Here is a 26,416-nt window from a genome sequence, read left to right on the forward strand (position 1 = left end):
ATAACAAGGGGGAAGCACATGGCTTCCCTTTGTTGTTTCTGACGCTAGAACTAGAACTAGAACTAGGATCTTAGCCAGTTAAACCCTTTACGTCATTTAATGTATGCATTGACGAACTTGAGCAATTAAATCTTCTTTCACATAAGGGGCAATGAAGCTTGCCTCTATAGCATTGATACTGAATTGAGCTAACTCTTGTTTAGATAGTGAATGTGCGTCTGCGACTGCTTTGAAATTGTCATTCATATAGCCACCGAAATACGCCGGATCATCGGAGTTAATGGTGACACATAGCCCCTTTCTTAATAGATCGACAATATTGTGTTCTTGCATCGTATCGAACACTTTTAATTTGGTGTTTGAGAGCGGACAAATTGTTAGTGGAGTTCGTTTCGCTGCGAGTTGTTCAACTAATTCTTCATTATCAGCGCAACGCACACCATGATCTATTCGAGTAATACTAAGCATTTCTAGCGCATCAATAATATTTTGAGCAGAGCCTTCTTCACCAGCGTGTGCCACGGTGAGGAAACCGTGCTCTATGGCTTCTTGAAATACATGTTTGAACTTTTCTGGTGGATTACCTTGTTCCGATGAATCAAGGCCGACCGCAATGATTTTGTCTTTGAAGGGGAGGGCTTGTTGTAAAGTCTCAAAAGCAGAGGATTCATCAAGGTGACGCAGAAAACACATGATGAGCTGGCTGCTAATTCCCAGTTCTTGTTCTGCTTGTTTGAGAGCTTTACTTATACCATTGACGACGGTTTCAAATGCGATACCACGCTCGGTGTGGGTTTGTGGGTCAAAGAAGATTTCTGTATGCACGACTTTGTCTTGCTGGCACTTTAATAGATACGCCCACGTAAGATCATAAAAATCCTGTTCATGGATAAGCACTTCAGCACCTTGGTAGTAGATGTCGAGAAAAGACTGAAGATTATGGAACTGATAAGCATCGCGCACTTCTTGAGGGCTTTCGAATGGAATGGAGACATGGTTACGTTTAGCCAACTTGAACATCAGCTCTGGTTCAAGTGTTCCTTCTATATGTAAATGCAGCTCAACTTTTGGCAGATTTTGAATGAAGCTATCCATAGCAACTCCTTAGCTATTTTTGTTATTGGGAGCAGTTTTGAGTTTGATACCAAAGTTAACGATCGCTTTATCGATCATTTGGTAATCATTTGAGCATAGTTCACTGAAATATTTTTGGTGTAATAGCTTGAATAACAGACTGAAACGGAAGTAAGAAGTCAGCTTGGAATGGCTTCGCAAACGATTAGGTATTTTGTAGTGTGATCCGCTGCAAATATTTGCAGCAATATATATAGAATTGTGCTCTAATACCGCGCTTACCAAGGGATGGTGTTAAAGATGCTCAGCTTAGATGGAGTTATCAAAGTTGACCGATCCCTTAATGATCTCCCTTAGGAAATATAGAAAATGTCTAAGAATAAAAAATTTGATATCCGCCTTACTGAAAAACGTAACGGCTGGTGTGCTGAAATCACTCGTCAAGTAACGTCTCGTAGCACTCGCGTATCTAAGCGTGAAACTGGTTTCGAAACTGAAGCTCAAGCACAAGAGTGGGCAGAAAAAGAATTAGCGTCTTTCGTTCAAAATCAAGCAGAGCGTAACGACCGTAAAGCTGACCAACGTAAAGAGCGTGAAGAAGTTCGTCATGCTAAAGAGCTTAAAGCTGAACAAGTACGTGAAGCACGTGCAAAAGCTCGCGCAGCTGAGCTAGACGAAGAGTAATCTAACTCTTACGTAATTGATTAAAGCCCCGAGACAGGAAACTGCCTCGGGGCTTTTTAGTTAACGCTGTTTTATTTTAGCGCCTCTATTTATTTGAACTCCACGTTAAGACCGTCATCCCAGCCTTGTTCGGCTACTTCTTCAATATAGCTTTCAACGCTTTGTTCAACATCATCGTCATCTTGTTTAAAGTAGGCAATGTGGAAAACAGCATCTCCCTCGTTCACCAAAGGCAAAGTTTGCTGACCTATCACTATGCCACCTTTGGCTGTTTTCATTTCAATTTCTTGATGACCTAACGGAGAGCTGATGTAAGCGATGGTTTGCCCTGCCTCTACTTTTTCGCCTAGTCGAACCATATTACGAACAATCCCATCAGCTTCAGCGCGGATCCAGCTAGTAGAACGGCAGATCACTGGCAAGGGTAGTTTTTTACGGTTCGCACGTAACATACCTATTTCTTTCATTACCTGATGCACACCTAAGTAGCCTGCTCGAATGGCTAGATGATCAAATCGTAGTGCTTCACCGCCTTCGTAAGTTAATACTGGGATACCTAATTTTTCAGCTTCACTTCGTAGCGAGCCATCACGTAATGCCGAATCAATAACAACAGGGGTCGCAAAGGCATTCGCGATACGCAGTGTTTCTGGGTTCGACAAGTTTGCGCGAATTTGTGGCAAGTTCGTACGATGGATAGCTCCCGTATGTAAATCTAAAATATAGTCACATTGCTTCACGACATTTTCGAAAAAGGTATAGGCAATGCGCGATGTTAATGATCCTTTTTCACTACCTGGGAAGCAGCGATTCAAATCGCGGCGGTCAGGTAAATATCGTGATTTGTSGATAAAGCCAAATACGTTAACAATCGGAACGACAATTAATGTGCCTTTGAGTTTTTTAGGATCAATAGCATTGGTTATTTGTCTTGCGATTTCGACGCCATTTAATTCGTCACCATGAATGGCAGCGTTGACCATTAACGTTGGGCCAGTTTGGTGCCCATTGATAATTTCAATAGGAATCGAGAGTGGCGAGTGGGTATAAAGCTGTGCGGCTTTTAGTTCTATATCGAGTCTTTTTCCTGGTTGTACCGTATAGCCGAGTAGCTCAAAGGGCTGGTTTAGTTTTAGCCTTGCCATGATGCATTTCCAATCAAGTGGTTTCTGTTTTGGGAATGTACCAATCGTTGATTTTTAGTACGAATCAATCGCTTTAAGGTGTCGATAAATAGTTTTAATCGTTCTTCTTTTCAAGTCAGTAACAAGAAATATTGCTTATTCATGATCCAAAACAAACTCAATAGAGCATGAAATAGATTCTGACATTTCCATGATTAAGAGTGTGATCTTTATCGATATTATCCGGCTCCCATTTTGGTGGGGTAATATTTATATCGAGAGAATCATGAAAAAGACCATTACTAAACTTGTCGCTCTTTCTGTTGCGACTGTCGCTCTTTCTGGCTGTGTTGGTAGCAATGCAGTGACTGGCTACCTAATGAAGTTCAACCTTAAAGCCGTTGATAACCGTTATGCTCGTGGTGGCTTAAACTTACTATTGGCTCCTGCTTACGGTTTAACTGTTGCAGCCGACTACTTAGTGTTTAACTCATTAGAGTTCTGGACTGGTAGTAACCCTCTAACAGGTGCACCACATATCTTCGATACGAAAGTCGATACAATGTTGGATATTAATGACCAGCTAGACCCATCACTTAGAGATGCACCTATTGGTCCTATTTCTAGTGCTGACATGATCGAAAAAGGTCAAATGCAGCAAATTGATGAAAATACCATTCAAATGGATATTACTTACCAGTCTGGTGAGCGAGCGACACTAGTTGGTGTTCGTGATGGTGAAATGGTGACGTACTTCATTGATGGTGAAGTAGTAGCGCAAACTTCAATTGATGAACTGGAAAGCTACGCGGCTTCACGCGCTTAATCATTAATTTGGTCAGAACAAGCTTAGATCAAAAACAGGTGCCAATGAGCACCTGTTTTTATTTACTTAAACCTAGTTGGAGTAGGTTATAGATTTAGCTACTTCGTTGGAATAGCTTCCAGTAGCGCAACCATTTGGTTCCAGAAAAGCTCAACTGTGTCGATCTTCACTTTCTCATCAGGAGAATGTGGGAACTTGATAGTTGGACCAAAAGAAACCATATCCATGTTCGGGTAAGGTTCTTTAAATAGACCACACTCAAGACCAGCATGGATCACCATGATGTTTGGTTTATGACCGTAGATACCTTCGTACATATCGCGGAAAATATGCATGATCTCTGAATCTGCGTCTGGCTTCCAACCTGGGTAAGCACCAGAGAACGCAATGTTTGCACCAGCAAGTTCAGCAACTGAGTGAAGCATGCTTTCTACTTGGCTACGGCCAGAATCGATAAGAGAGCGGATTAGGCAAAGAACTGTGATTGAATCTTCTTCTGTTGTGATAACACCAACATTTAGAGATGTTTCAACAACACCTTCAATTTCATCACTCATACGGATCACGCCGTTTGGACATGCGTTTAGCGCAGCAATGAACCGAGCTTGGTCGGCAGCAGCAATAGTGCCCATTTCAACAGAAGCTTCTTCGTTGAAAGTAACAATGCTGTCTTCTACTTTACCTAGCTCTGCTGAAAGCAGTTCTGTGTAGTAGTTGTATAGCGAAGCCAGTTTCTCTTGGTTTGCAGCTGGAACAGCAACCGTTACGAAACCTTCACGAGGAATAGCGTTACGAAGGCTACCACCTTTGAACTCCACGATACGTAGGTCTAATTCTTTTGCGTGACCAGCAAGGAATCGAGCTAGTAATTTGTTTGCGTTCGCACGACCAGTGTGGATATCACAACCTGAGTGACCACCTTTTAAGCCTTTTAGTGTTAGCTTACGAGTTACGAAGTCTGCTGGAATCGCATTACGTGCAATTTCAAATGTCATTGCACCATCGATACCGCCAGCACAACCCATGTACACTTCACCTTCTTGCTCTGAATCGGTATTCAGAAGGATGTCACCTTCTAACCAACCAGCCTCAAGGCCGAATGCGCCAGTCATACCTGCTTCTTCGTCTACGGTTAATAGAACTTCGATAGGGCCGTGTTTGATTTCGTTTGATGCTAGTACAGCAAGGCATGAAGCCATACCCATACCGTTATCTGCACCTAACGTTGTGCCTTTCGCTGTAACCCATTCACCATCAATGTATGGCTGGATTGGATCTTTAGTGAAGTCATGAACTGTGTCTTCGTTCTTCTGTGGAACCATATCGATGTGTGCTTGAAGTACTACACCTTTACGATCTTCCATACCCGGTGTTGCTGGCTTTTTGATGAATACGTTACCGGTAGGATCGCGGCGTACATCTAGGCCTTGCTCTTGAGCCCAAGAGATAATGTATTGAGCTAGTGCTTCTTCGTGTTTTGAAGGGTGTGGAATAGAACAAATTTTATCGAAAAATTGCCAAATAGGTGCAGGGGATAAGCTGCTAATTTCAGAATGGAATTCAGACACGGATGACTCCTATTGTGTTTAATGACCATAGTATTGAGCTAATCAATACTAATTCACAGTGTAATAAACTAAATGAAAAGGTCTCATTTGATGACTGACAGCATACCACTCCCTAGAAAGGACGAGTAGGGATTCCCCAGAGTAAATGTTTCAATTTTTAAAAGAAGAGAGATCATACAAGCATGAATATGACAAAAGGAAACGTTTGCTTTTATAAATCAGGCAGGCGTTACGTTTGTTACTGTCAGTGTTGTAATTAACTTTCAGTTTTAGCCTGTGTTTTAGTGTTGTTTTGAACTATTTGTGACTTGCGTCAAATAAATCTTGTAATATTTATTCTTGTTGGGTATATTAGCACCAACTTCAGCGCTGAAGAGTAAATGCTCAAAGGATGAGTCCGTTTATCGCCTCCAAGGAACCGAGAAATCAAAATTGTATTTAATTGATTTATTAAGGTGATAGTTATGAAAGGTTTACCATCTGCAATGTTCTGGCTAAACAGCTCTGTTTACACTGGCAACTTTGCATACCCAACAAGCTTTGGTTACTAAGACCAAGTGCATGTGACTTGAACGTTATGTTCGCCCCTATATATTAAGAATTTTTTTACAACCATTTGGTTGAGTAATTCTACCGCCGCTCAAATTGAGTGGCGTTTTTTTTGCCTGTAGAAAAGTTCTGGCTACTTTTTATCCTCAAAGCACCCATTTTGCTCGTTATTACTGAATCTGTTGATTGGGTTCTAGCTTTCGCTATTTTAAATCGAACTGAATGGCGTTTATTTTTATGATGATTTAGTCGGTGATGTAAAAAACACCATTGTTAACTCATGGTTTTTTATGTTCCTTAGTTATTGTTTTTATAGTGTTTTATGTGGATTTTCCATGCTTATTAATCGTACTGTTTCATAATGGTGTGCGATAAATATCGTTTAGAGTCTTAATTCTATCTGGAATTTGTTATTTGATGACTTTATAATCCGAGGCCAAACGATTACGCAACCGTTTACTTTTTACCCTTATAGGACTCGATTATGCTCGAAAGGCTATTCAAACTCAGTGAAAATGGCACGAATGTGCGCACTGAAATCATTGCAGGTGTGACTACATTCCTAACAATGGCTTACATCATTTTTGTAAACCCAGCAATGCTGGCTGATGCAGGAATGGATCACGGCGCGGTATTTGTAGCAACCTGTTTAGCGGCTGCTATTGGCTGTTTCATCATGGGCTTGGTAGCTAATTACCCAATCGCTCAAGCTCCGGGTATGGGTCTGAATGCTTTCTTCACTTACGCTGTTGTCTTGGGCATGGGCCATACGTGGCAAGTAGCACTAGCAGCTGTATTTGTTTCTGGTGTGTTATTCCTTCTATTAAGCGTATTTAAAATCCGTGAGTGGATTATTAATTCGATTCCTATGTCACTGCGTACTGGTATCTCTGCGGGTATTGGTCTTTTTCTTGCGTTCATCGCACTGAAAAATGCGGGTATCGTAGTTGATAACCCAGCAACACTTGTTTCTATGGGCGCTATTACTTCTGTTCCTGCAGTATTGGCTTCTATTGGTTTCTTCCTAACTATTGCTTTGGTTCATCGTGGTGTGAAAGGTGGCGTTATGATCGCTATCCTAGCTGTAACGGTTTTGGGCCTTATCTTTGGTGACGTTCAATACGGTGGCATCATCTCTGCTCCACCAAGTATTGCGCCTACTTTCATGCAGCTAGATTTCTCTGCTGTATTCGAAATCGGCATGATTTCAGTTGTATTTGCATTCTTGTTTGTTGACCTATTCGACACGGCTGGCACGCTAGTTGGTGTGGCTCAAAAAGCAGACCTTATTGATAAAGATGGAAAAATCCCTCGCCTAAACAAAGCATTACTTGCTGACTCTACAGCGACGACTGTAGGTGCGGTATTAGGTACTTCAAACACTACGTCTTACATTGAGAGTGTTGCTGGTGTTTCTGCTGGTGGCCGTACTGGTTTAACAGCAGTTGTGGTTGGTATTTTATTCCTACTTGCATTATTCTTCTCGCCATTAGCGGGTATGATCCCAGCATATGCGACAACCGGTGCACTATTCTACGTAGCAATTCTAATGCTATCGGGTCTAGTAAGCATTGACTGGCGCGATCTGACAGAAGCTGCACCTGTTGTAGTTACGTGTCTTCTAATGCCACTGACTTTCTCTATTGCGGAAGGTATTTCTCTAGGTTTCATTGCTTACGCGGCAATCAAACTAGCAAGTGGTAAAGGCCGTGATGTATCCATCAGTGTATGGGTAATGGCTGCAATCTTTATTTTGAAATACGTTTTAACTGCTGCTTAATTCGTAAACCAACAAGCTTATAACTATTAGGTTTTATACTATGACGACTAAATTCATCATCTCTTGGGACAACATGCAAGCATACTGTCGCCAACTAGCTGAAAAGCAAATGCCAGCTGAGCAGTGGAAAGGTATCTGGGCTGTAAGTCGTGGTGGCTTGGTTCCTGGCGCTATCCTGGCTCGTGAGCTAGGTATTCGCCACGTAGATACAATTTGTATCTCAAGCTACGACCACGATCACCAACGTGACATGACAGTAGTTAAAGCTCCTGAAGGTGATGGCGAAGGCTTCCTTATCGTTGAAGACCTTGTAGATAGTGGTGACACAGCACGTAAACTACGTGAAATGTACCCTAAAGCGAAGCTAATCGCTGTATGTGCTAAGCCATCTGGTGCTGATTTACTTGACGACTACGTTGTAGATATCGCACAAGACACTTGGATTGAGCAACCATGGGATACTAGCTTAAGCTTCGTTGAGCCAATCAACCGCAAGCAAAAGTAAGCGCGAGTTATTATTTATTGAAAATGCCCCTTTATAGGGGCATTTTTTTTTATACTATTAGAACAAACACCCAATTTAAAAAAGCCCATGCCTGAAGAAACCAGCAATAACCTTTCTGAAACGCTATTTGTAAAACACAAACAAGCGAAAGAAACCTCGATGCTTACTCATTATATGCCGACTTCGGAAGCTCTACTTGATGAGAAGCGTGAGCAAGATAATCAATCTTGGTATCGTAACTTGCGTCGCTTTCAATGGATTTGGCAAGGTGTTGATCCTATCGAACAAGAGGCGGTACTTTCACGTATTGCATCTTCAAAGAACTCCCGTACGACGGATGAATGGCTAGATACAGTTATGGGGTATCGGTCTGGTAACTGGGCCTATGAGTGGACCAAATTAGGCATGCAGCACCAGAAGAAATCGAATGATCTCGTGGGAGAGGATGCTGCGAACGAGTTATTTTCTGCATCACTGTGTTTTAGTATCGCTGGTTATCCGCACTTAAAAAATGACAGCCTAGCAGCCCAAGCACAAGTCTTGGCTAATTCAGCCTATGAAGAGGCGAGCGAGCGGACAGGCTTTGTTATCAAAAAGCTTGATATTCCTTACAAGAACAAAAAAATCAGAGCTCATATCCATTTAACGGACACCTCAAAACCACAACCTGTCGTGATTGTTAGTGCTGGTTTAGACAGTCTACAAACGGACATGTGGCGTTTGTTTAGGGACTATTTGGCTCCTAAAGGGATAGCTATGCTAACCGTTGACATGCCTTCTGTGGGGCACAGTTCTCATTGGAATTTAACCGAAGACTCATCGTGTTTACACCAGGCGGTACTTGATGATTTACCCAATATTCCTTGGGTTGATCAATTCAAAGTGGGGTTATTTGGTTTTCGTTTTGGTGGCAATGCGATGGTACGCCTTTCTTTTCTTGAGCAGAAAAAAGTTAAAGCGTGTGTTTCATTAGGTGCCCCGATCCATGATGTATTGGCTAGCCCTAAAAAATTAAAGGCCATGCCTAAGATGTACTTAGATGTTTTGTCATCTCGCTTGGGTAAAGCCCCTGTTGATATAAATAGCCTTTCAGGGCAAATGATGGCGTGGTCGCTGAAAGTACAAGGTTTATTGTCGAACAGTAAAACTCAAGTGCCAGTTCTTGCACTCTCATTAGAAGGCGATCCTATTTCTCCTCATAGTGACAATCGATTGGCGGCGATGTTTAGCCAATACGGTAAAGCTAAGAAAATTAATGCAAAGTCGATCAGTAAGGGATATGAGCAATCCCTCGATTTGGCTATAAAGTGGCTAGAGGAAGAATTATTTAGGTGACATTTCTCCTAAATTAGTTAAGCATGATATTCATATGCTATAAGTATATGATCCTTGGTGAAAAACATAACTACTACCAAGGTTCGTCATTCTTAACATTGAAATGGAGATTCAATATGTCAGAAGTGGCAAAAAAACCTACTCATTATCGTTTGTTGTCTGCGCTAAAAGCTATTGGTCCTTACCTTCGTGAACCTCAGTCCGAAGAAGGGCATTATATTTTTGATTGTTTATCTGTTTGTGTAAACGACAAAAAGTCACCTGAAGAACGAGAGTTTTGGGGGTGGTGGCTTGAGCTGGATAAGTCTGAAGAAGGTTTTTCAGCAAAATACAATATCGGTAAGTACAACTTAGCTGGTGATTGGGACTCTCAAACCTTACCTAAAAAGGCTGTTGAGGAAATCAATCGTACGCAGGAAGCGTTCCACCAGAAGTTGGTTGACCTACTGTCTACTCAATTTGAAATTGATGTGACTCTTGATGAAGAGTCGGTTGAATTCGTCTGATTTCGACCTAAAAAGCTAGTATTTCTAGCTGTATTCCCATCAAACGTATAAAAAGGTGCTAAATAGCACCTTTTCTGCTTGTGAATTCCCGTGTTGATTGCTAAAACATCATTTCTTAATTGTTTTTTTCATAAAAGACTTCATGAAATCCAATCATCAAAGCGGGACCACAATGCAGGCCAAAACTGTTGTTGTAAAACTGGGTACCAGTGTCTTAACTGGTGGAACTTTGGCGTTAGATCGAGCTCATATGGTAGAGCTTGTACGTCAATGTGCTGAATTAAAAAAACAAGGCCATTCAGTGGTCATGGTTTCGTCTGGTGCAATTGCTGCCGGACGTGAGCACCTCGGTTACCCCGCACTCCCCAATTCAATGGCAAGTAAGCAATTACTAGCGGCCGTCGGCCAAAGCCAATTGATTCAAGCTTGGGAGTCTTTGTTTGCTATTTATGGCCTTAAAATAGGTCAAATGTTGCTAACTCGCGCCGATCTTGATGACCGAGAGCGCTTCCTCAATGCACGAGACACGATAAATGCGCTTGTCGAGAACGATATTATTCCGATCGTTAATGAAAACGACGCTGTAGCAACGAGCGAAATCAAAGTTGGTGATAACGATAATTTGTCGGCATTAGTGGGCATTTTATGTGGTGCAGACAAATTACTACTATTAACTGACCAAAAAGGTCTCTTTACAGCCGATCCAAGAAAAGATCCGAATGCTGAGTTAATTAAAGAAGTTAAAACAATCGACGATACCTTGCGTAAAATTGCAGGCGATAGCGGTACTACGTTAGGTACTGGTGGTATGGCGACAAAACTGCAAGCTGCAGATATTGCTCGCCGCGCAGGTATTGAAGTCATTATTGCTGCAGGTAGTGCTGAAAACGTGGTGTTTGACTCATTAAGTGATGACCCACAAGGTACGCGCTTCTTACCATTAGAAGAAGCACTTGAAAATCGTAAGCGTTGGATCCTAGCTGGCCCAGCCGCCGTTGGCGATATTACGATTGATGATGGCGCGGTTAATGCGGTTATCAATAAAGGCAGCAGCTTACTTGCGAAAGGCCTAACCAAAATTAGTGGTCAATTTTCACGTGGCGATGTTACCCGTATTACCGATAGCCAAGGAAAGGTTATTGCGCGTGGTATTTCTAGCTACTCTAGCCAAGACTTGGCGAAAATTGTCGGAAAACACAGTAAAGATATTGGTGCAATCTTGGGTTATGACTATGGCTCAGAGGTGATTCACCGAGATGATCTCGTGGTTATCCAAGAATAGATTCAACAATATTAAAAAGATTTAGGGAGAGTTAAACGTGGATTTAACCAACATGGGTAAAGCAGCAAAAGAAGCTGCATTTCACCTAGCGACTGCATCGACAGCGCAGAAAAACCAAGCATTGGCAATTATTGCGGATGAACTTGAAGCGAATTCAAAAGATATTCTGGCGGCGAACGCAAAAGATATCGAACTTGGCCGAGAAGCGGGCTTAACGGAAGCGTTGCTTGATCGCCTATTACTGAATGAAGAGCGTTTGTCGGGTATTGCTAACGACGTTCGTAACGTTATCAGCTTGAACGATCCTGTTGGCAGCGAAATTGATAGTAAAGTTCTAGAAAATGGTATGTCTTTATCACGTCGCCGTGTACCTCTTGGTGTAGTTGGTGTGATTTACGAAGCTCGTCCTAATGTGACGATTGATATCGCAGCACTCTGCCTAAAAACGGGCAACGCAAGTATTCTTCGTGGCGGTAAAGAGACATTCTTCTCTAATATGGAATTGGTAAAAGTAATTCAATCTGCATTAGAGAAAGCTGAGCTACCAGCGGCTTCTGTTCAGTACATCGAAAAGCCTGACCGTGAATTAGTATCTCAACTTCTGAAGCTAGRTGATTACGTTGATATGATTATCCCGCGTGGCGGTGCTGGTTTACACAAAATGTGTAAAGAGAACAGTACTATCCCTGTGATCATCGGTGGTTTCGGTATTAGCCATATTTTTGTTGATGAAAGTGCAGATTTGGATAAATCGCTAGACGTTGTAGAGAACTCAAAAGTTCAGCGTCCTTCTGCGTGTAACTCGTTAGATACGTTATTGGTTCACGAAGCGGTAGCATCTCAATTCTTGCCTAAACTAGCAGAACGTTTAGTAGGAAAAGTAACCCTAGTTACTGATAACAGTGCTAAAACGTTATTAGCTGGTTTTGAAGACCAACGTGATGCGGTGGAAGGTGACTTTGATACCGAATGGCTAAGTTACACGCTAGGCGTGAAAGTTGTGCGTGACGTACGTGATGCTGTAGACCATATGCGCATTCACAATGCGAGCCACTCAGATGCAATCATGACGAATAGTCTTCAAAGCTCAGAGTTATTCATTAATTCAGTCGGTTCTGCAGCGGTATATGTGAATGCTTCAACTCGCTTTACAGATGGTGCTCAGTTTGGCTTAGGGGCTGAAGTTGCTGTATCAACGCAAAAGCTACATGCTCGCGGCCCTATGGGGCTGGGAGAGTTAACAAGTTATAAATGGGTCGGTAAAGCAGACTATCTAATTCGCAGCTAATGCATGTGTTGTGAATGATAACTAGCCATCAGATTTCCAATGAACTACGAAATATGTGAGTAGTTAACAAATCTTGATGAGTAATGATAGTAAAGGGCCTTAAAAGGCCCTTTTTCTTTCCTAACGTTTGGCAATTCCGTTACACTGTTAACAACTGTTTGGAGGTGATATGCATTGTCCTTTTTGTTCTGAGAACGACACTAAAGTAATAGATTCAAGACTTGTTGCTGATGGGCACCAAGTACGTCGTCGTCGCCAATGCTTAGCGTGTAGTGAGCGTTTTACAACGTTTGAATCGGCAGAGTTAGTCATGCCTAAGGTGATTAAGTCTAATGGAAACCGCGAACCATTTAATGAAGAAAAAATGGTCGGTGGGCTTCAACGCGCTTTAGAAAAACGCCCAGTGAGTGCTGACTCAATTGAATTATCAATTAGTACTATCAAATCTCAGTTACGCGCTACTGGTGAGCGTGAAGTTCCAACAGAAATGATTGGAAACCTAGTTATGGATCAACTAAAAGAACTCGATAAAGTCGCGTATATCCGCTTTGCATCTGTGTATCGCAGTTTTGAAGATATTCGAGAATTTGGTGAAGAAATTGCCAAGTTAGAAGATTAACTGGCTCGATAAATAAATGAATGTCCCCATGTCTAAATTTACTTCCTTTGATTCCAAAATGATGTCGCAAGCGATTCTTTTAGCTAAGCGTGGCATCTACACTACTGCGCCTAACCCGAATGTTGGCTGTGTCATTGTAAAAGACGGTGAGATAGTCGGTGAAGGGTATCACCACAAAGCAGGCGAGCCACATGCTGAAGTTCACGCGATGCGTATGGCAGAAGGTCGAACTGAAGGCGCAACCGCTTATGTTACGTTAGAGCCTTGCTCGCATTATGGCCGAACTCCCCCTTGTGCTGAAGGCTTGATTAATGCCAAAGTGGCTAAAGTTATTTGTGCAATGCAAGACCCAAATCCGAAGGTCGCGGGGCGCGGTATTAATATGCTGCGTGACGCCGGAATTGAAGTAGAAGTAGGTTTGTTAGAGCAAGATGCTATTGCACTGAACCCAGCATTCATTAAAAGAATGCAAACAGGTAAGCCGTTTGTACAACTAAAAATGGCTGCGAGCCTAGATGGTCAAACAGCACTAAGTAATGGCAAAAGCCAGTGGATTACATCAAAAGAAGCTCGTCAAGATGTTCAACGATACCGTGCTCAATCAGGTGCGATCTTATCCACCAGTCAAACCGTTATTGAAGATGATGCGTCATTAAATGTTCGTTGGTCAGAGTTACCTGAAAGCTTAAAGGCTAATAACCCTGCAGAGACATTACGCCAGCCAACACGTATCATTTTGGATAGACAGAACAAACTGCATAGCGACCTAAAACTTTACCAATCGGCTGCGCCTGTTCTTAAAGTGGCAGAAGAAAATGCGGATATTAACGTATCACTAGATACTGATGGTCAGCTCGATTTAAGTGAATTATTGTCTCAATTGCCTTCTCACCATATTGATCATATTTGGGTTGAAGCGGGTGCGACGTTGGCAAGTAGCTTGATGAAATCGCAGTTAGTTGACGAATTAGTCATTTACCTTGCGCCTAAATTAATGGGCAGCGATGGCCGAGGCTTGATGGGCTCTTTAGGTTTGTCGGATATGTCAGACGTTATCGATTTGAAAATTCAGGATGTTCGCCAAGTAGGGCAGGACATTCGTATCGTTGCTCAGCCAGTCTTTATCAATCACGAAGACTAGCGTCAGAAAATAAATAAGAGTTATAAGATGTTTACAGGAATTGTAGAAGCGGTAGGTACACTAAAAGCGATTTCTCCTCAAGGAGAAGACATTACCATAACCGTTAACGCTGAAAACTTAGATATGTCTGATGTTAAGCTAGGTGACAGTATCGCAACCAATGGTGTGTGTTTAACCGTGGTGGAATTTAATGACAGTAGCTACAGTGCTGACTTGTCACTAGAGACACTTAAGCGAACGGGTTTCATTGATTACCAAGCGGGCGATAAAGTAAACCTAGAAAAGGCAATGCTACCCACGACTCGCTTTGGTGGTCATATCGTATCAGGTCACGTCGATGGTGTGGGCGAAATTGTTGAACGCAACCAAGTGGGACGTTCAATTGAATTTTGGATTGATATGCCTGCAGACTTGTCTAAATACGTGGCACAAAAAGGTTCAATCACGGTTGATGGCATTAGCCTAACAGTGAATGACCTTCGTAAAAATGCATTCAAACTGACGATTGTCCCTCATACATCATCAGAAACTACTATCGACCAGTTCCAAGTGGGTCGTAAAGTGAACCTTGAAGTGGATGTACTAGCTCGATACATGGAGCGCTTACTTCAAGGTCAGCAAGAAGAGTCTCAACCAGAGTCTAAGCTGACAATGGAATTCTTACAGCAGAATGGTTTTGCCTAACCGCTAATACAAAGACTGAACACATCACTTTGTAAAGCTAAGCAATATCATCAGGTTTAAATAGTGTCGGTTCTAGGAAGCAGAACCATTTCAAAGGATATAGAACAATGCCAATTAGTACTCCTCAAGAAATTATTGAAGACATTCGCCTAGGAAAAATGGTTATCCTGATGGATGATGAAGATCGCGAGAATGAAGGCGATCTGATTATGGCTGCCGAGCACGTAACGCCAGAAGCGATTAACTTTATGGCTATGTTTGGCCGTGGCTTAATCTGTTTAACACTGACGAAAGAACGCTCTGACCGTTTAGGTTTAGCGCCAATGGTGCAAGACAACAACGCGCAATACACAACTAACTTTACGGTTTCTATTGAAGCTGCTGAAGGCGTTACAACGGGTATCTCTGCTTCTGACCGTGCTGTCACTGTACAAGCTGCAGTTGCGAAAGATGCGAAAGCTGCCGACCTAGTTCAGCCGGGGCATATTTTTCCACTAACGGCTCAAGAAGGTGGCGTTCTGACACGTGCAGGTCACACGGAAGCTGGTTGTGACTTAGCTCGTCTAGCGGGTTGTGACCCGTCATCAGTTATCGTTGAGATCCTAAATGATGATGGCACTATGGCTCGTCGTCCTGATCTAGAAGTCTTCGCAGAAAAGCATGATATCAAGCTTGGTACGATTGCAGACCTTATCGAATACCGTAACAATACTGAAACGACTATCGAGCGCGTTGCTCAATGCCACCTTCCTACAGAGTTTGGTGATTTTGAGCTAGTAACTTTCCGTGACACTATTGATAATCAAATTCACTACGCTATGCAAAAAGGCGAGCTTACTAATGCAGCTCCGCTGGTGCGTGTTCACTTGCATGATACGTTTACCGATCTACTTCATTCTGACCGTGGTACAGAGCGCAGCTGGACATTGGATAAAGCGATGAAGCGAATTGGTGATGAGGGTGGTGTTTTAGTTATCTTAGGYAACGAAGAAACTTCAGATGCACTTATTCATAAAGTGAAAACCTTTGAAGCTCAAGATAAAGGTGAAGCTCCAACTATGGCTAAGAAGCAAGGTACATCACGTCGTGTAGGTGTTGGCTCTCAAATTTTGGCTGATTTAGGCGTGACAGATATGCGCTTATTGTCTTCTAGCTCAAAACGTTACCATGCTCTTGGTGGTTTCGGTTTGAATGTGGTTGAATACGTGTGTGAATAAACATTATTGAAAAGCATTTTGGCTTTTCAATTTAGATAAAAAGGAAGCACAGGGCTTCCTTTTCCATTTTTTATAATAATTTCAAGAGACAAGACGCTGACAGCTATAAACTTCAATATCCATTAGATATTGCTCACAGTTTTGTGCTAGAATCCGGCGATTCTCACTTGATGAACATAGTTAAAGGAAGGCTTATGAAAGTGATCGAGGGTGGCTTCCCAGCGCCAAATGCAAAAATTGCTATCGTTATTGCTCGTTTCAACAGTTTTATTAACGAAAGTCTACTTTCTGGTGCAATCGATACTTTAAAGCGTCATGGACAAGTAAGCGAAGACAACATCACTGTTGTTCGTTGCCCTGGTGCAGTGGAACTTCCACTAGTAGCTCAACGCGTAGCTAAAACTGGTAAGTTCGATGCGATTGTATCTTTAGGTACAGTAATCCGTGGCGGTACGCCTCATTTCGACTATGTTTGTAGTGAATGCAATAAAGGTTTGGCTCAAGTGTCTCTGGAGTACTCACTACCAGTAGCATTTGGTGTTCTTACTGTTGATACGATCGATCAAGCTATTGAACGCGCAGGAACCAAGGCTGGTAATAAAGGTGCAGAAGCTGCACTAAGCGCACTTGAGATGATCAACGTTCTTTCTGAAATCGATTCCTAATGGGGGCCAGTGTGAAACCAGCCGCACGTCGTAATGCACGTCAATTTGCTCTACAAGCTATTTATTCTTGGCAAATTACTAAAGAAAATGTAGCCACAGTTGAAGAACAGTTCTTATCTGGTGGTAAGTATGATGAAGAAGAGCATCATGCTGCAGAACCTGCACTAGCTATGCCAGAAACAGACGTTGCATATTTCCGCGACCTACTGACTGGTGTTGCTTTAAGCCACATGGAACTTGATAGCAAACTTCGCCCATTCGTATCTCGCCCTATGCAAGATTTGGATTTGATGGAACTTGCTCTGCTACGTCTTGCAATGTACGAGATGACTCGTCGTGAAGATGTACCTTACAAAGTGGTTATCAATGAAGCTATCGAGCTAGCGAAAGTATTCGCAGCAGAAGATAGCCATAAGTTCGTAAACGGTGTGCTAGATAAAGCTGCACCGCACGTACGTAAGAAGTAACCCTTCGTATATTGAATTTAAAAGGTCAGCTAAATTGCTGGCCTTTTTTGTATCCAAAATTAAGTAAATAAGCATTTACTTACCTACACAGAGAGCTAGGGACTGACATTATGTCTGGTGAATTTAACTTAATTGAAAAATATTTTGTTAACCGACAACCTCAACGCAAGGATGTACACCTTGCTGCTGGCGATGATTGTGCTTTAGTCAAAGCACCAAGCAATGTCCATATTGCTATCAGCACCGATACATTGGTTGCTGGCACACACTTTCTTACTAATGCGAGCCCTAGTTGGGTTGCACATAAAGCGTTAGCGTCTAACATTAGTGACCTAGCTGCTATGGGCGCAACACCTGCGTGGGTTTCTTTCGCGTTAACCATGCCTGAAGTTGATGAAGAATGGTTGGCACCATTTTGTGACTCTTTCTTCAAGCTTGCTGATTACTTTGGTATTCAGTTAATTGGTGGGGATACGACCAAAGGTCCTTTAAGTCTTACTTTGACCGTTCAAGGCTTTGTCGCAGAAGATAAAGCACTAAGACGTGATGGGGCAAAAATTGGCGACTGGATCTACGTAACGGGTAACCTGGGTGATAGCAAAGCGGGGCTAGACGTTATACTTGATGAAGCTAACCGAAATAAACCTTGTGCGACAGAATTGGAAGAGCGTCATTTTATGAGCTCGCCACGTGTATTAGTCGGCCAAGCTTTATGTGGTATTGCTTCGTCAGCTATTGATATTTCAGACGGCGTTATTGCTGATCTTAAGCATATTTTAAACCGCTCGGAAGTTGGTGCGAGTATTGACGTAAGTCTGCTACCAATATCCCAAGAGTTGGTGCAGTTCGTGGGCTCTCAAGAAGCGGCGCAACAATACGCATTAACAAGTGGCGAGGAGTATGAGTTGTGCTTTACGGTACCAGAAGAAAATAAAGGCTCGTTGGAAAGCATTCTGAGCCATACCGGTACCAAGGTAACTTGTATTGGACAAATTCGCCCTCAAGAACATTTTGAATTACATAACAATAGCAAACCGTTACATTGGGATTTAAACGGTTTCGATCACTTTAAGGCTTAACTATGTCTAACCCATTATCTCTTATCTCTCTTAAAAACCCGTGGCATTTTTTAGCGACAGGTTTTGGTAGCGGACTATCTCCGATTATTCCCGGCACTATGGGGACGTTAGCAGCAGTACCACTTTATTTGCTGCTTGTTCAGTTGCCTTTATCTGTGTACCTCGCGATCGTTGTCATTACTTGCATTGTTGGCGTTAAAATTTGTCAGGTGACTTCCGATGATATGGGCGTGCACGACCACGGTTCTATTGTTTGGGATGAGTTTGCAGGTTTCTGGATCACCATGAGCTTGGTGCCGATGCTGAAAATCCCTGCTGATGATTGGAAATGGCTGTTAACAGGCTTTGTTCTATTTCGTTTTTTCGATATGGTAAAGCCATGGCCAATTGGTTGGTTAGATAAGCGTGTTCACGGCGGCTTAGGTATTATGATTGATGATATTGTCGCGGGTATTATGGCGGCAATTGCACTTTATGCTGTGGCACACTTTGCGGGTTGGTTAGTTTAATACGCTATTAAGCGAGCTAAATGATAAATAAAATAAGGAATTACAATGTCTAAGAAGGTTTACTGTATCGCTCAGTTTTTGCCAAAAGAAGGTAAGCTGAATGAGCTTTTTGAAGTTTTAAAATCGCTAGAACCAAACACGTTACGTGAAGATGGTTGTATTCAGTACACAGTAACTCGTCACATCCAAAGTTCATTTGCTGAAGGTGAGAGCTTTCCAATTGCCTTTAACGAAATTTGGGCAGACAACGAAGCGTTTGAAGCGCATTGCCAACGTAAAGAGATCCAACAGTTCTTCCAAGAGCAGTGTGTTGAAGAAACTGGTTTAGTTGAGAAGTTTAATGTAACTATTTACTCTGATGAACCTGAAAACTACGACGCGCCAGTATTAAAGCCTTGCTGCTAATTTAGCTAACGTTTAGTTTTTAAAGCACGCAATAAAAAAGGTTGGCCTCAGGGCCAACCTTTTTTGTTTCTGTTACTTTTAATTGCTGCGCTATCTATAAGATTTAATCTATTTAGCTAAATAATCACAGACTGATTTTTCAATGCCTTTTGCGTCTAAGCCAAGCTCTTCATGCAACTCGCCTTGAGTTCCCTGAGTGATAAATTTATCAGGCAGGCCAAGGTTCAGAACTGGCATTAACAGCTTTTCTTGCATTAGGAATTCAAGTACACCTGCACCTGCGCCGCCTGCAATAGCGTTTTCTTCGATGGTAACGAGTACATCGTGCTCATCTGCTAATTGCTTAATCAAAGCCTCATCTAGTGGCTTAACAAAACGCATATCAGCGACTGTAGCATCAATCGAATCCGCTGCTTCTAAAGCGCTTTCTAGGAAAGTACCAAAGCTTAGAATAGCAACCTTGCTACCATCTTTTGATTTCGTACTTTGGCGAACCACACGACCTTTACCAATTTCTAGAGCGGTAAACTCTTGCTGAATTTCAGTTCCCATACCACTACCACGAGGGTAACGAACGGCACTAGGGCCTGTATGCTGATGGCCGGTATACAGCATTTGGCGACATTCATTTTCGTCACTTGGCGCCATGATCACCATATTTGGAATGCAGCGCATGAAGCTTAAATCAAACGCACCTTGGTGAGTTTGGCCATCAGCACCAACAAGCCCTGCACGGTCGATAGCGAACATGACTGGTAAATCCATGATAGCGACGTCGTGGATCAGTTGATCGTAGCCACGCTGTAGGAACGTTGAGTAAATCGCGACAATAGGCTTGTCACCAGCAATAGCCATGCCTGTAGCTAGTGTCACAGCGTGTTGTTCTGCAATAGCGACATCAAAGTATTGCTTAGGGAATTCTTTGGAAAAGCGCACCATGCCAGAACCTTCACGCATAGCGGGTGTAATCGCCATCAGTTTTGGATCTTGAGCCGCCATATCACACAGAAAATCACCAAAGATTTTTGAGTAAGTTGGCTTTGAGTTGCTGCTTTTCGGCAAACTGGAGTGTGCAGGATCGAATTTAGGTACGCCGTGGTACCCAATTGGATCTTTCTCTGCAGGCTCGTAGCCTTTGCCTTTCTTCGTCATAATATGTAGGAACTGAGGACCTTTCAGCTCACGCATATTTTTCAGAGTTTTGATGAGTTCGTTAACATCATGACCATCAACAGGGCCAATGTAATTGAAACCGAGCTCTTCAAACATAGTGCCAGGAACAACCATGCCTTTTAAGTGCTCTTCTGTACGACGAACTAATTCTTTGATTGGTGGAACACCTGAAAGAACTTTCTTGCCGCCCTCACGTATAGACGTGTATAGGCTGCCAGAAAGCACTTGAGCTAAATGGTTGTTCAGTGCACCAACGTTTTCTGAAATCGACATCTCGTTGTCATTCAGAATGACCAGCATATCGTTGTGAATATCACCAGCGTGGTTCATTGCCTCAAAAGCCATGCCCGCAGTGATTGCACCGTCGCCAATTACGCTAACGACTTTACGGTTCTTACCTTCTTTTTCAGCACTGATCGCCATACCAAGCGCAGCACTGATAGAAGTAGAAGAGTGACCGACAGATAGTGTGTCGAATTCACTTTCTTCGCGCCAAGGGAAAGGATGTAGTCCACCTTTTTGACGGATAGTCGATAAACGTTCGCGGCGACCCGTTAGGATCTTATGTGGATAAGCTTGGTGACCAACATCCCAGACCAATTGGTCAAATGGGGTGTTGTAAACGTAGTGTAGAGCAACGGTAAGCTCAACAGTACCCAGGCCAGAAGCTAAGTGCCCACTAGTTTGACTAACAGAATTCAGTAGGTAGCGACGTAGTTCGTCACATAGCGTAGGCAGCGTCTCTTTTGGAAGTAGACGCAAATCCTCTGGCATGTCTGCCAAAGCAAGTGTTGGGTACTTTGATATATCAAGAGTCATAGTATGGCGCGCTTATTGTCTTAGTTCTTGCGCTCGATGACGTATCGGGCGAACTCTTCGAGTAACTGGGTATTGTATGGGATTGTGTCTAAAGCTTGAAGTGCTTCCTTTAACAGAGTTTGGGCTTTTTGTTGAGCCCCCTCTAATCCTAGCAAAGAAGGATAGGTACTCTTGTTTAATTCTTGGTCAGAACCTTGAGGTTTACCCAGAGTCTCTGTGTCGCTGATGATATCGAGGATATCGTCTTGGACTTGGAAAGCTAAGCCGATTGCATCTGCAAATGTGTCGAGTTGTGGCAATATTTCCACACCCTTATCGCCAGCAGCTAACGCTCCTAAACGAATCGCACACTTCATTAGAGCACCGGTTTTATTGCGGTGAATTTCTTCCAGTTCTTCAAGGGTCACTAAGCGGTTTTCTGCAGCTAGGTCTAATGCTTGACCAATACACATGCCTTGAGCGCCAGATGCTTCCGCTAAATGCTGAATCATTTTGACTCGGCAGGTCTCGCCTTGTTCACTTAACCCACCTTCAGCAATAATTGAAAAAGCGAGTGTTTGCAAAGCATCACCGGTTAATACAGCTGTCGCTTCATCAAACTTAATGTGGCAAGTTGGGTGACCACGACGTAGCGCGTCGTCATCCATTGCTGGGAGATCGTCGTGTATCAAAGAGTAAGCGTGGATACATTCAATCGCTGAAGCTGGTGTATCAAGCGACTCTTTGGAGCATCCCAGCATTTCCCCTGTAATATAAACAAGAAATGGGCGTGCGCGTTTTCCTCCCAATAGCAAACCATAACGCATAGCGTTAATAAGAGGTTGGTTTTGATGAGGTAGGCGATCAAGCCATAGATTTAATTGGTCGTTATTACGTTCTTGATAAGACGTTAAAGTCTCGATCATAGGGGATCTCATACAATTATTTATTCTGATTGTGGGTTAAAGTCACTAAGTTCTGCGTTTTCATCATTCTGTAATAGAATACTGACACGTTGTTCTGCATCGCTTAGTTTACTTTGACCAGCACGAGCGAGTGCAATACCACGCTCAAATTTTTTCAGCGCATCATCTAAGGCTAGATCACCATTCTCTAGTTGATCAACCAAGCCATCAAGTTCTTCAATTGCTGCCTCGAAAGACATATTTTCAGGTTTCTTAGTCGCCATAATAATTCTGCGTTAATAAAGATGAACGAACGTTACCTTAGGGCGTTGAGATGGTCAAATTTAAGCTATAAAAATTGTCAGAAAATCGCTGAGAAGGCGGTCAAATATAGAAGTGTTATCCGAATTTACAACTTAACGCTCCAAAGTGAGCGATACTAGGGTTAAGCTAGCATCTGAAATGAAGCTGGTAGCCACAAAAAGTTTGATACTAACCTCAAGATTTCACTAAAAGATCTTCGGCTCTGGCCGATAAGAATATTATTCTCAAAGAAGACGCATAACAGCATGAGGAGTGCTTTGTGGATTTAGCAACCCTATTAGGTCTAATTGGCGGGTTTGCCTTTGTAATCATGGCAATGATTCTTGGCGGCAGTATTTCAATGTTTATCGATGTTACCTCCATCCTTATCGTGGTCGGTGGCTCAATTTTCGTTGTGTTAATGAAATTCACCATGGGGCAATTCTTCGGAGCCGTAAAAATCGCCGGTAAAGCTTTTGCATTTAAATCTGATGAACCAGAAGATTTAATCGCAAAAGTAGTTGAAATGGCTGATGCGGCACGTAAAGGCGGCTTCCTTGCACTAGAAGAAATGGAAATCACTAACAGCTTTATGCAAAAGGGCATCGACTTACTTGTTGATGGCCATGATGCTGATGTAGTTCGTGCGGCATTGCAAAAAGACATCTCTCTGACCGATGAGCGTCATGAGCAGGGCGGTAAAGTATTCAGTGCTTTTGGTGATGTAACACCAGCGATGGGGATGATCGGTACTCTTGTTGGTCTGGTTGCGATGCTGTCAAACATGGATGATCCAAAATCGATTGGTCCAGCAATGGCGGTAGCACTCTTAACAACGCTTTATGGTGCGATTCTTTCAAACATGGTTTTCTTCCCTATCGCCGATAAACTGGCGTTGCGTCGTGATCAGGAAACGCTAAATCGCCGTTTGATCATGGATGGTGTATTGGCAATTCAAGATGGCCAAAACCCACGTGTTATTGATAGCTACTTGAAAAACTACCTTAATGAAGGTCGTCGTGTCCTTGAAGGCGATGCTGATTAAAGAGGTGATAGATAATGGAAGAAGAAACTCCCTGTAAATGTCCACCTCCCGGCCTCCCGTTATGGATGGGTACGTTTGCGGATTTGATGTCTTTGTTGATGTGTTTCTTCGTACTTCTGCTTTCGTTCTCGGAAATGGATGTACTGAAATTTAAGCAAATCGCGGGTTCGATGAAATTCGCTTTTGGTGTGCAAAACCGATTGGAAGTTAAAGATATTCCTAAAGGTACCAGTATTATCGCGCAAGAGTTTCGTCCAGGACGACCTGAACCGACACCCATTGATGTGATCATGCAGCAAACCATAGATATTACTCAGCAGACGTTGGAATTCCATGAAGGGGAAGAAGACCGAGCTGGTGGTACTAAGCGTGATGAAGGCAAACTAACTGGTGGTCAATCACCTGAAACGTCGACGAAAAATAATCAAAACTCTGAGTCTGAGATGCAACAGCAGCAAGCTGAAGCACAATCTCAAGAAATGGAAACCTTGATGGAAAGCATCAAGAAAGCCTTGGAGCGTGAAATCGATCAAGGTGCAATTGAAGTTGAAAACCTTGGTCAGCAAATTGTTATTCGTATTCGAGAGAAAGGTGCATTCCCGTCAGGGTCAGCGTTCTTACAACCTAAATTCCGACCGCTTGTTAGACAGGTAGCTGAGTTGGTGAGAGATGTTCCGGGTATTGTTCGAATTTCTGGACATACGGATGACCAACGTTTGGACTCCGAGCTATACCGTTCAAATTGGGACTTATCTTCTCAGCGAGCAGTTTCAGTTGCACAAGAGATGGAAAAGGTCAGAGGTTTCTCTCATCAAAGATTGAGAGTTAGAGGTATGGCAGATACTGAACCGCTTGGGCCAAATGATACGGAAACACAGCGCAGCTTAAATCGACGTGTTGAAATCAGTATTATGCAAGGTGAGCCTATCTATAGTGATGAAGTTCCAGTTCCTGGCCTTTGATTAAGCCATCATGTTGAAAGCCCAAGCCACTTAGTGTGCTTGGGCTTTTTTGTGCCTATYTATTGCAGAATGGGGTGAATAATCGAGTGAGCAGCTAACTTATTAAACTGCGCTGTTAGGCAGTCTTTTCCTTGTTTGTATTTCTCATGTATAATTCGCGCCCTTAGATTTAGATAATGATCTATTCTGCTTCTAGAGCGGTGTGTCATACCTGCTCGCTCGGCGGTGAATCCTTTATTTGTTGTGAACCTTATGGTTGTGAAAGTATTATGAAATTTATTGTTAAGCCTCATCCGGAAATTTTTGTAAAAAGTGAATCGGTGCGTAAGCGCTTCACAAGGATTCTAGAATGTAATATCCGTAACGTTATTCAGCGTAGCTGTGAAAGTGTTGCGGTATTCAACCGTCGTGACCATATTGAAGTGACGTCAGAAAGTGACCAGTATTACTCAGAWGTGCTAGAGGCTTTGACTCAGACTCCGGGTATTCACCACTCTCTAGAAGTTCAGCAGTCAGAATTTAAAGACTTGCACGATATTTACGAGCAAGTGTTAGAGCGTAGCCGTGCTGATATCGAAGGTAAGACCTTCTCTGTTCGCGCTAAACGTCGTGGTAAGCACGACTTTACGTCTATTGAACTAGAGCGCTATGTAGGTGGCGGTCTGAACCAAGCTGTAGAGTCTGCGAAAGTAAGACTGAAGAACCCGGACGTAACGGTTAAGGTTGAAGTTGCTAACGACAAGCTAAACCAAGTACTTGCTCGTCACAAAGGCCTAGGTGGTTTCCCTCTTGGTACACAAGAAGATCTATTGAGCTTGATCTCTGGTGGTTTTGATTCTGGTGTTTCAAGCTACCTTCACATCAAACGTGGCTCTAAGGTTCACTATTGTTTCTTTAATCTTGGTGGCCCTGCGCACGAGATTGGCGTTAAGCAAGTCGCTCACTACTTATGGAATAAATATGGCTCATCTGCAAAGGTGAAGTTCATTTCTATCGACTTTGAACCAGTAGTTGCAGAGATCCTTGAGAACGTAGAAGACGGCCAAATGGGCGTTGTTCTTAAGCGTATGTTTATGCGTGCTGGTGGCATGGTTGCTGAGCGTTTCGGTATTGAAGCTCTAGTAACAGGTGAAGCTCTTGGTCAGGTATCTAGCCAAACGCTAACTAACCTGCGCCACATCGATAACGTAACGGATACTTTGATCCTTCGCCCGCTGATTAACTGGGACAAAGAAGACATCATCGACCTGTCTCGTATTATCGGCACTGAAGATTTCGCGAAAGTAATGCCAGAGTACTGTGGTGTTATCTCTAAGAAACCGACAGTGAAAGCGAAGAAAGGTAAACTAGAAGCTGAAGAAGCTAAGTTTAACTTTGAAGTTTTGGATCAAGTGATCGAAAACGCTCGTGTTATGGATATCCGTGACATTGAGAAAGAGAGCCAGGAACAAGCACCGGAAGTGGAGCAAGTTCAAGCTGTGGCTGAGCATGCTATTGTTTTAGATATTCGTAGCCCAGACGAAGAAGACGAAAATCCACTAGAAATTGATGGTGTAGAAGTTCAGCACCTTCCTTTCTTTAAGCTTTCGACTAAGTTTGGTGATTTAGACCAGTCTAAAGAATACTTGTTGTACTGTGACCGTGGTGTGATGAGTCGCCTACAAGCACTTTACTTACAAGAGCAAGGCTTTGCTAACGTTAAAGTTTATCGCCCTTAGGTTCCAATCTTTAAAGATAAGCTCATTGAGAAAACTAAAACCGTTCGCTGAAAAGTGAGCGGTTTTTTTATTCTCGGATAAGAATAGCTTGTACCTAATTGATACTTTTATAAATGATTAATAGTGCAGATAAAAAAACACCGCCATAAAGGCGGTGCGAAAAAATTTGACAGACAGGACAAAATAAATACAGGAAGTATATGTT

Annotated in this window: 27 protein-coding genes; 21 read left to right on the forward strand and 6 right to left on the reverse strand. The window is 42.7% G+C overall.

Annotation, left to right across the window (positions count from 1 at the left end; translation table 11 throughout):
* Positions 1-96 precede the first annotated feature (96 nt).
* Positions 97-1,095 (reverse strand): adenosine deaminase, encoded by a 999-nt coding sequence (locus L4C33_RS04515; RefSeq protein WP_428811261.1) that lies wholly within the window; start codon positions 1,093-1,095, stop codon positions 97-99.
* A gap of 348 nt (positions 1,096-1,443) precedes the next feature.
* On the opposite strand from L4C33_RS04515, the gene L4C33_RS04520 reads away from it, so the two are divergent.
* Positions 1,444-1,758, forward strand: a complete 315-nt coding sequence (locus L4C33_RS04520; protein ID WP_428811262.1) for a DUF3622 domain-containing protein — start codon at positions 1,444-1,446, stop codon at positions 1,756-1,758.
* Between the two features lie 89 nt (positions 1,759-1,847).
* Here the strand turns inward: L4C33_RS04520 and L4C33_RS04525 are convergent, their stop codons facing one another.
* A complete protein-coding gene (locus L4C33_RS04525; protein WP_428811263.1) occupies positions 1,848-2,903 on the reverse strand; it encodes a succinylglutamate desuccinylase/aspartoacylase family protein in 1,056 nt (351 codons plus the stop codon).
* Between the two features lie 265 nt (positions 2,904-3,168).
* On the opposite strand from L4C33_RS04525, the gene L4C33_RS04530 reads away from it, so the two are divergent.
* Complete coding sequence (locus L4C33_RS04530; protein WP_428811264.1) at positions 3,169-3,708, forward strand: DUF3332 domain-containing protein; 540 nt, start codon at positions 3,169-3,171, stop codon at positions 3,706-3,708.
* 98 nt (positions 3,709-3,806) lie between these two features.
* Here L4C33_RS04530 and L4C33_RS04535 read toward each other — a convergent pair whose 3' ends face one another.
* Positions 3,807-5,276 carry an aminoacyl-histidine dipeptidase gene (locus tag L4C33_RS04535; protein ID WP_428811265.1) on the reverse strand — a complete coding sequence of 490 codons (1,470 nt, stop codon included), beginning with the start codon at positions 5,274-5,276 and terminating at the stop codon, positions 3,807-3,809.
* Positions 5,277-5,740: 464 nt separating this feature from the next.
* On the opposite strand from L4C33_RS04535, the gene vcdP reads away from it, so the two are divergent.
* From vcdP to L4C33_RS04610, 16 genes are all read left to right on the forward strand, one after another.
* The gene (gene vcdP / locus L4C33_RS22755; protein ID WP_489686427.1) at positions 5,741-5,827 is read left to right on the forward strand and encodes a small protein VcdP; all 87 of its coding nucleotides are present in this window, start codon (positions 5,741-5,743) and stop codon (positions 5,825-5,827) included.
* Between the two features lie 482 nt (positions 5,828-6,309).
* Positions 6,310-7,605, forward strand: a complete 1,296-nt coding sequence (locus L4C33_RS04540; RefSeq protein WP_428811266.1) for an NCS2 family permease — start codon at positions 6,310-6,312, stop codon at positions 7,603-7,605.
* A gap of 40 nt (positions 7,606-7,645) precedes the next feature.
* Positions 7,646-8,110 (forward strand): xanthine phosphoribosyltransferase, encoded by a 465-nt coding sequence (gene gpt, locus L4C33_RS04545; protein ID WP_428811267.1) that lies wholly within the window; start codon positions 7,646-7,648, stop codon positions 8,108-8,110.
* An 87-nt stretch (positions 8,111-8,197) separates the two neighbouring features.
* Positions 8,198-9,445: an esterase FrsA gene (gene frsA, locus L4C33_RS04550; protein WP_428811268.1), complete on the forward strand. Its 1,248-nt coding sequence runs from the start codon at positions 8,198-8,200 to the stop codon at positions 9,443-9,445.
* Between the two features lie 116 nt (positions 9,446-9,561).
* On the forward strand, positions 9,562-9,951 hold the full coding sequence (crl, locus tag L4C33_RS04555; protein WP_428811269.1) for a sigma factor-binding protein Crl: 390 nt from the start codon (positions 9,562-9,564) through the stop codon (positions 9,949-9,951).
* Between the two features lie 97 nt (positions 9,952-10,048).
* Positions 10,049-11,233, forward strand: a complete 1,185-nt coding sequence (gene proB / locus L4C33_RS04560; RefSeq protein ID WP_428811270.1) for a glutamate 5-kinase — start codon at positions 10,049-10,051, stop codon at positions 11,231-11,233.
* Between the two features lie 37 nt (positions 11,234-11,270).
* A complete protein-coding gene (locus tag L4C33_RS04565; protein WP_428811271.1) occupies positions 11,271-12,521 on the forward strand; it encodes a glutamate-5-semialdehyde dehydrogenase in 1,251 nt (416 codons plus the stop codon).
* A gap of 169 nt (positions 12,522-12,690) precedes the next feature.
* Complete coding sequence (gene nrdR, locus L4C33_RS04570; protein WP_428811272.1) at positions 12,691-13,140, forward strand: transcriptional regulator NrdR; 450 nt, start codon at positions 12,691-12,693, stop codon at positions 13,138-13,140.
* A 58-nt stretch (positions 13,141-13,198) separates the two neighbouring features.
* The gene (gene ribD / locus L4C33_RS04575; RefSeq protein ID WP_428811284.1) at positions 13,199-14,281 is read left to right on the forward strand and encodes a bifunctional diaminohydroxyphosphoribosylaminopyrimidine deaminase/5-amino-6-(5-phosphoribosylamino)uracil reductase RibD; all 1,083 of its coding nucleotides are present in this window, start codon (positions 13,199-13,201) and stop codon (positions 14,279-14,281) included.
* A gap of 27 nt (positions 14,282-14,308) precedes the next feature.
* Entirely contained in the window at positions 14,309-14,965 is a 657-nt protein-coding gene (locus L4C33_RS04580) for a riboflavin synthase (protein WP_428811273.1), read from the forward strand.
* 107 nt (positions 14,966-15,072) lie between these two features.
* Positions 15,073-16,182: a bifunctional 3,4-dihydroxy-2-butanone-4-phosphate synthase/GTP cyclohydrolase II gene (gene ribBA / locus L4C33_RS04585; protein ID WP_428811274.1), complete on the forward strand. Its 1,110-nt coding sequence runs from the start codon at positions 15,073-15,075 to the stop codon at positions 16,180-16,182.
* 194 nt (positions 16,183-16,376) lie between these two features.
* Positions 16,377-16,847, forward strand: a complete 471-nt coding sequence (gene ribH, locus L4C33_RS04590; protein ID WP_004741508.1) for a 6,7-dimethyl-8-ribityllumazine synthase — start codon at positions 16,377-16,379, stop codon at positions 16,845-16,847.
* Positions 16,847-17,314, forward strand: coding sequence for a transcription antitermination factor NusB (gene nusB, locus L4C33_RS04595; RefSeq protein ID WP_137373508.1), 468 nt, complete (start codon positions 16,847-16,849; stop codon positions 17,312-17,314). The genes ribH and nusB overlap by 1 nt, the downstream gene beginning before the upstream one ends.
* A 110-nt stretch (positions 17,315-17,424) precedes the next feature.
* A complete protein-coding gene (thiL, locus tag L4C33_RS04600) occupies positions 17,425-18,393 on the forward strand; it encodes a thiamine-phosphate kinase (protein ID WP_428811275.1) in 969 nt (322 codons plus the stop codon).
* A gap of 2 nt (positions 18,394-18,395) precedes the next feature.
* Complete coding sequence (pgpA, locus tag L4C33_RS04605; RefSeq protein ID WP_428811276.1) at positions 18,396-18,902, forward strand: phosphatidylglycerophosphatase A; 507 nt, start codon at positions 18,396-18,398, stop codon at positions 18,900-18,902.
* A 45-nt stretch (positions 18,903-18,947) separates the two neighbouring features.
* Positions 18,948-19,307: a putative quinol monooxygenase gene (locus L4C33_RS04610; RefSeq protein WP_428811277.1), complete on the forward strand. Its 360-nt coding sequence runs from the start codon at positions 18,948-18,950 to the stop codon at positions 19,305-19,307.
* Positions 19,308-19,415: 108 nt separating this feature from the next.
* Here L4C33_RS04610 and dxs read toward each other — a convergent pair whose 3' ends face one another.
* The 3 genes from dxs to xseB are packed head-to-tail and all read right to left on the reverse strand — an operon-like array spanning position 19,416 to position 22,467.
* A complete protein-coding gene (gene dxs, locus L4C33_RS04615; RefSeq protein ID WP_428811278.1) occupies positions 19,416-21,299 on the reverse strand; it encodes a 1-deoxy-D-xylulose-5-phosphate synthase in 1,884 nt (627 codons plus the stop codon).
* Between the two features lie 20 nt (positions 21,300-21,319).
* Positions 21,320-22,204 carry a (2E,6E)-farnesyl diphosphate synthase gene (ispA, locus tag L4C33_RS04620; protein WP_428811279.1) on the reverse strand — a complete coding sequence of 295 codons (885 nt, stop codon included), beginning with the start codon at positions 22,202-22,204 and terminating at the stop codon, positions 21,320-21,322.
* A 20-nt stretch (positions 22,205-22,224) separates the two neighbouring features.
* The gene (xseB, locus tag L4C33_RS04625) at positions 22,225-22,467 is read right to left on the reverse strand and encodes an exodeoxyribonuclease VII small subunit (RefSeq protein ID WP_428811280.1); all 243 of its coding nucleotides are present in this window, start codon (positions 22,465-22,467) and stop codon (positions 22,225-22,227) included.
* A 299-nt stretch (positions 22,468-22,766) separates the two neighbouring features.
* Here xseB and pomA point away from each other — a divergent pair, with 299 nt between their 5' ends.
* The 3 genes from pomA to thiI all read left to right on the forward strand — a co-directional run bounded on the left by pomA (position 22,767) and on the right by thiI (position 26,211).
* Entirely contained in the window at positions 22,767-23,531 is a 765-nt protein-coding gene (gene pomA, locus L4C33_RS04630; RefSeq protein ID WP_428811281.1) for a flagellar motor protein PomA, read from the forward strand.
* A 14-nt stretch (positions 23,532-23,545) separates the two neighbouring features.
* Entirely contained in the window at positions 23,546-24,493 is a 948-nt protein-coding gene (locus tag L4C33_RS04635; RefSeq protein ID WP_428811282.1) for a flagellar motor protein MotB, read from the forward strand.
* 269 nt (positions 24,494-24,762) lie between these two features.
* Complete coding sequence (thiI, locus tag L4C33_RS04640; RefSeq protein WP_428811283.1) at positions 24,763-26,211, forward strand: tRNA uracil 4-sulfurtransferase ThiI; 1,449 nt, start codon at positions 24,763-24,765, stop codon at positions 26,209-26,211.
* Positions 26,212-26,416 lie beyond the last annotated feature (205 nt).

The organism is Vibrio makurazakiensis (genome assembly GCF_050337375.1).
In the GTDB taxonomy this organism is placed as follows: domain Bacteria; phylum Pseudomonadota; class Gammaproteobacteria; order Enterobacterales; family Vibrionaceae; genus Vibrio; species Vibrio makurazakiensis.

Coding starts and splice junctions, on each gene's coding strand:
- L4C33_RS04515 (WP_428811261.1), bottom strand. CDS start 1,095: ATGGATAGCTTCATTCAAAATCTGCCAAAAGTTGAGCTGCATTTACAT.
- L4C33_RS04520 (WP_428811262.1), top strand. CDS start 1,444: ATGTCTAAGAATAAAAAATTTGATATCCGCCTTACTGAAAAACGTAAC.
- L4C33_RS04530 (WP_428811264.1), top strand. CDS start 3,169: ATGAAAAAGACCATTACTAAACTTGTCGCTCTTTCTGTTGCGACTGTC.
- vcdP (WP_489686427.1), top strand. CDS start 5,741: ATGAAAGGTTTACCATCTGCAATGTTCTGGCTAAACAGCTCTGTTTAC.
- L4C33_RS04540 (WP_428811266.1), top strand. CDS start 6,310: ATGCTCGAAAGGCTATTCAAACTCAGTGAAAATGGCACGAATGTGCGC.
- gpt (WP_428811267.1), top strand. CDS start 7,646: ATGACGACTAAATTCATCATCTCTTGGGACAACATGCAAGCATACTGT.
- frsA (WP_428811268.1), top strand. CDS start 8,198: ATGCCTGAAGAAACCAGCAATAACCTTTCTGAAACGCTATTTGTAAAA.
- crl (WP_428811269.1), top strand. CDS start 9,562: ATGTCAGAAGTGGCAAAAAAACCTACTCATTATCGTTTGTTGTCTGCG.
- nrdR (WP_428811272.1), top strand. CDS start 12,691: ATGCATTGTCCTTTTTGTTCTGAGAACGACACTAAAGTAATAGATTCA.
- ribD (WP_428811284.1), top strand. CDS start 13,199: ATGATGTCGCAAGCGATTCTTTTAGCTAAGCGTGGCATCTACACTACT.
- L4C33_RS04580 (WP_428811273.1), top strand. CDS start 14,309: ATGTTTACAGGAATTGTAGAAGCGGTAGGTACACTAAAAGCGATTTCT.
- ribH (WP_004741508.1), top strand. CDS start 16,377: ATGAAAGTGATCGAGGGTGGCTTCCCAGCGCCAAATGCAAAAATTGCT.
- nusB (WP_137373508.1), top strand. CDS start 16,847: ATGGGGGCCAGTGTGAAACCAGCCGCACGTCGTAATGCACGTCAATTT.
- thiL (WP_428811275.1), top strand. CDS start 17,425: ATGTCTGGTGAATTTAACTTAATTGAAAAATATTTTGTTAACCGACAA.
- pgpA (WP_428811276.1), top strand. CDS start 18,396: ATGTCTAACCCATTATCTCTTATCTCTCTTAAAAACCCGTGGCATTTT.
- L4C33_RS04610 (WP_428811277.1), top strand. CDS start 18,948: ATGTCTAAGAAGGTTTACTGTATCGCTCAGTTTTTGCCAAAAGAAGGT.
- dxs (WP_428811278.1), bottom strand. CDS start 21,299: ATGACTCTTGATATATCAAAGTACCCAACACTTGCTTTGGCAGACATG.
- ispA (WP_428811279.1), bottom strand. CDS start 22,204: ATGATCGAGACTTTAACGTCTTATCAAGAACGTAATAACGACCAATTA.
- xseB (WP_428811280.1), bottom strand. CDS start 22,467: ATGGCGACTAAGAAACCTGAAAATATGTCTTTCGAGGCAGCAATTGAA.
- L4C33_RS04635 (WP_428811282.1), top strand. CDS start 23,546: ATGGAAGAAGAAACTCCCTGTAAATGTCCACCTCCCGGCCTCCCGTTA.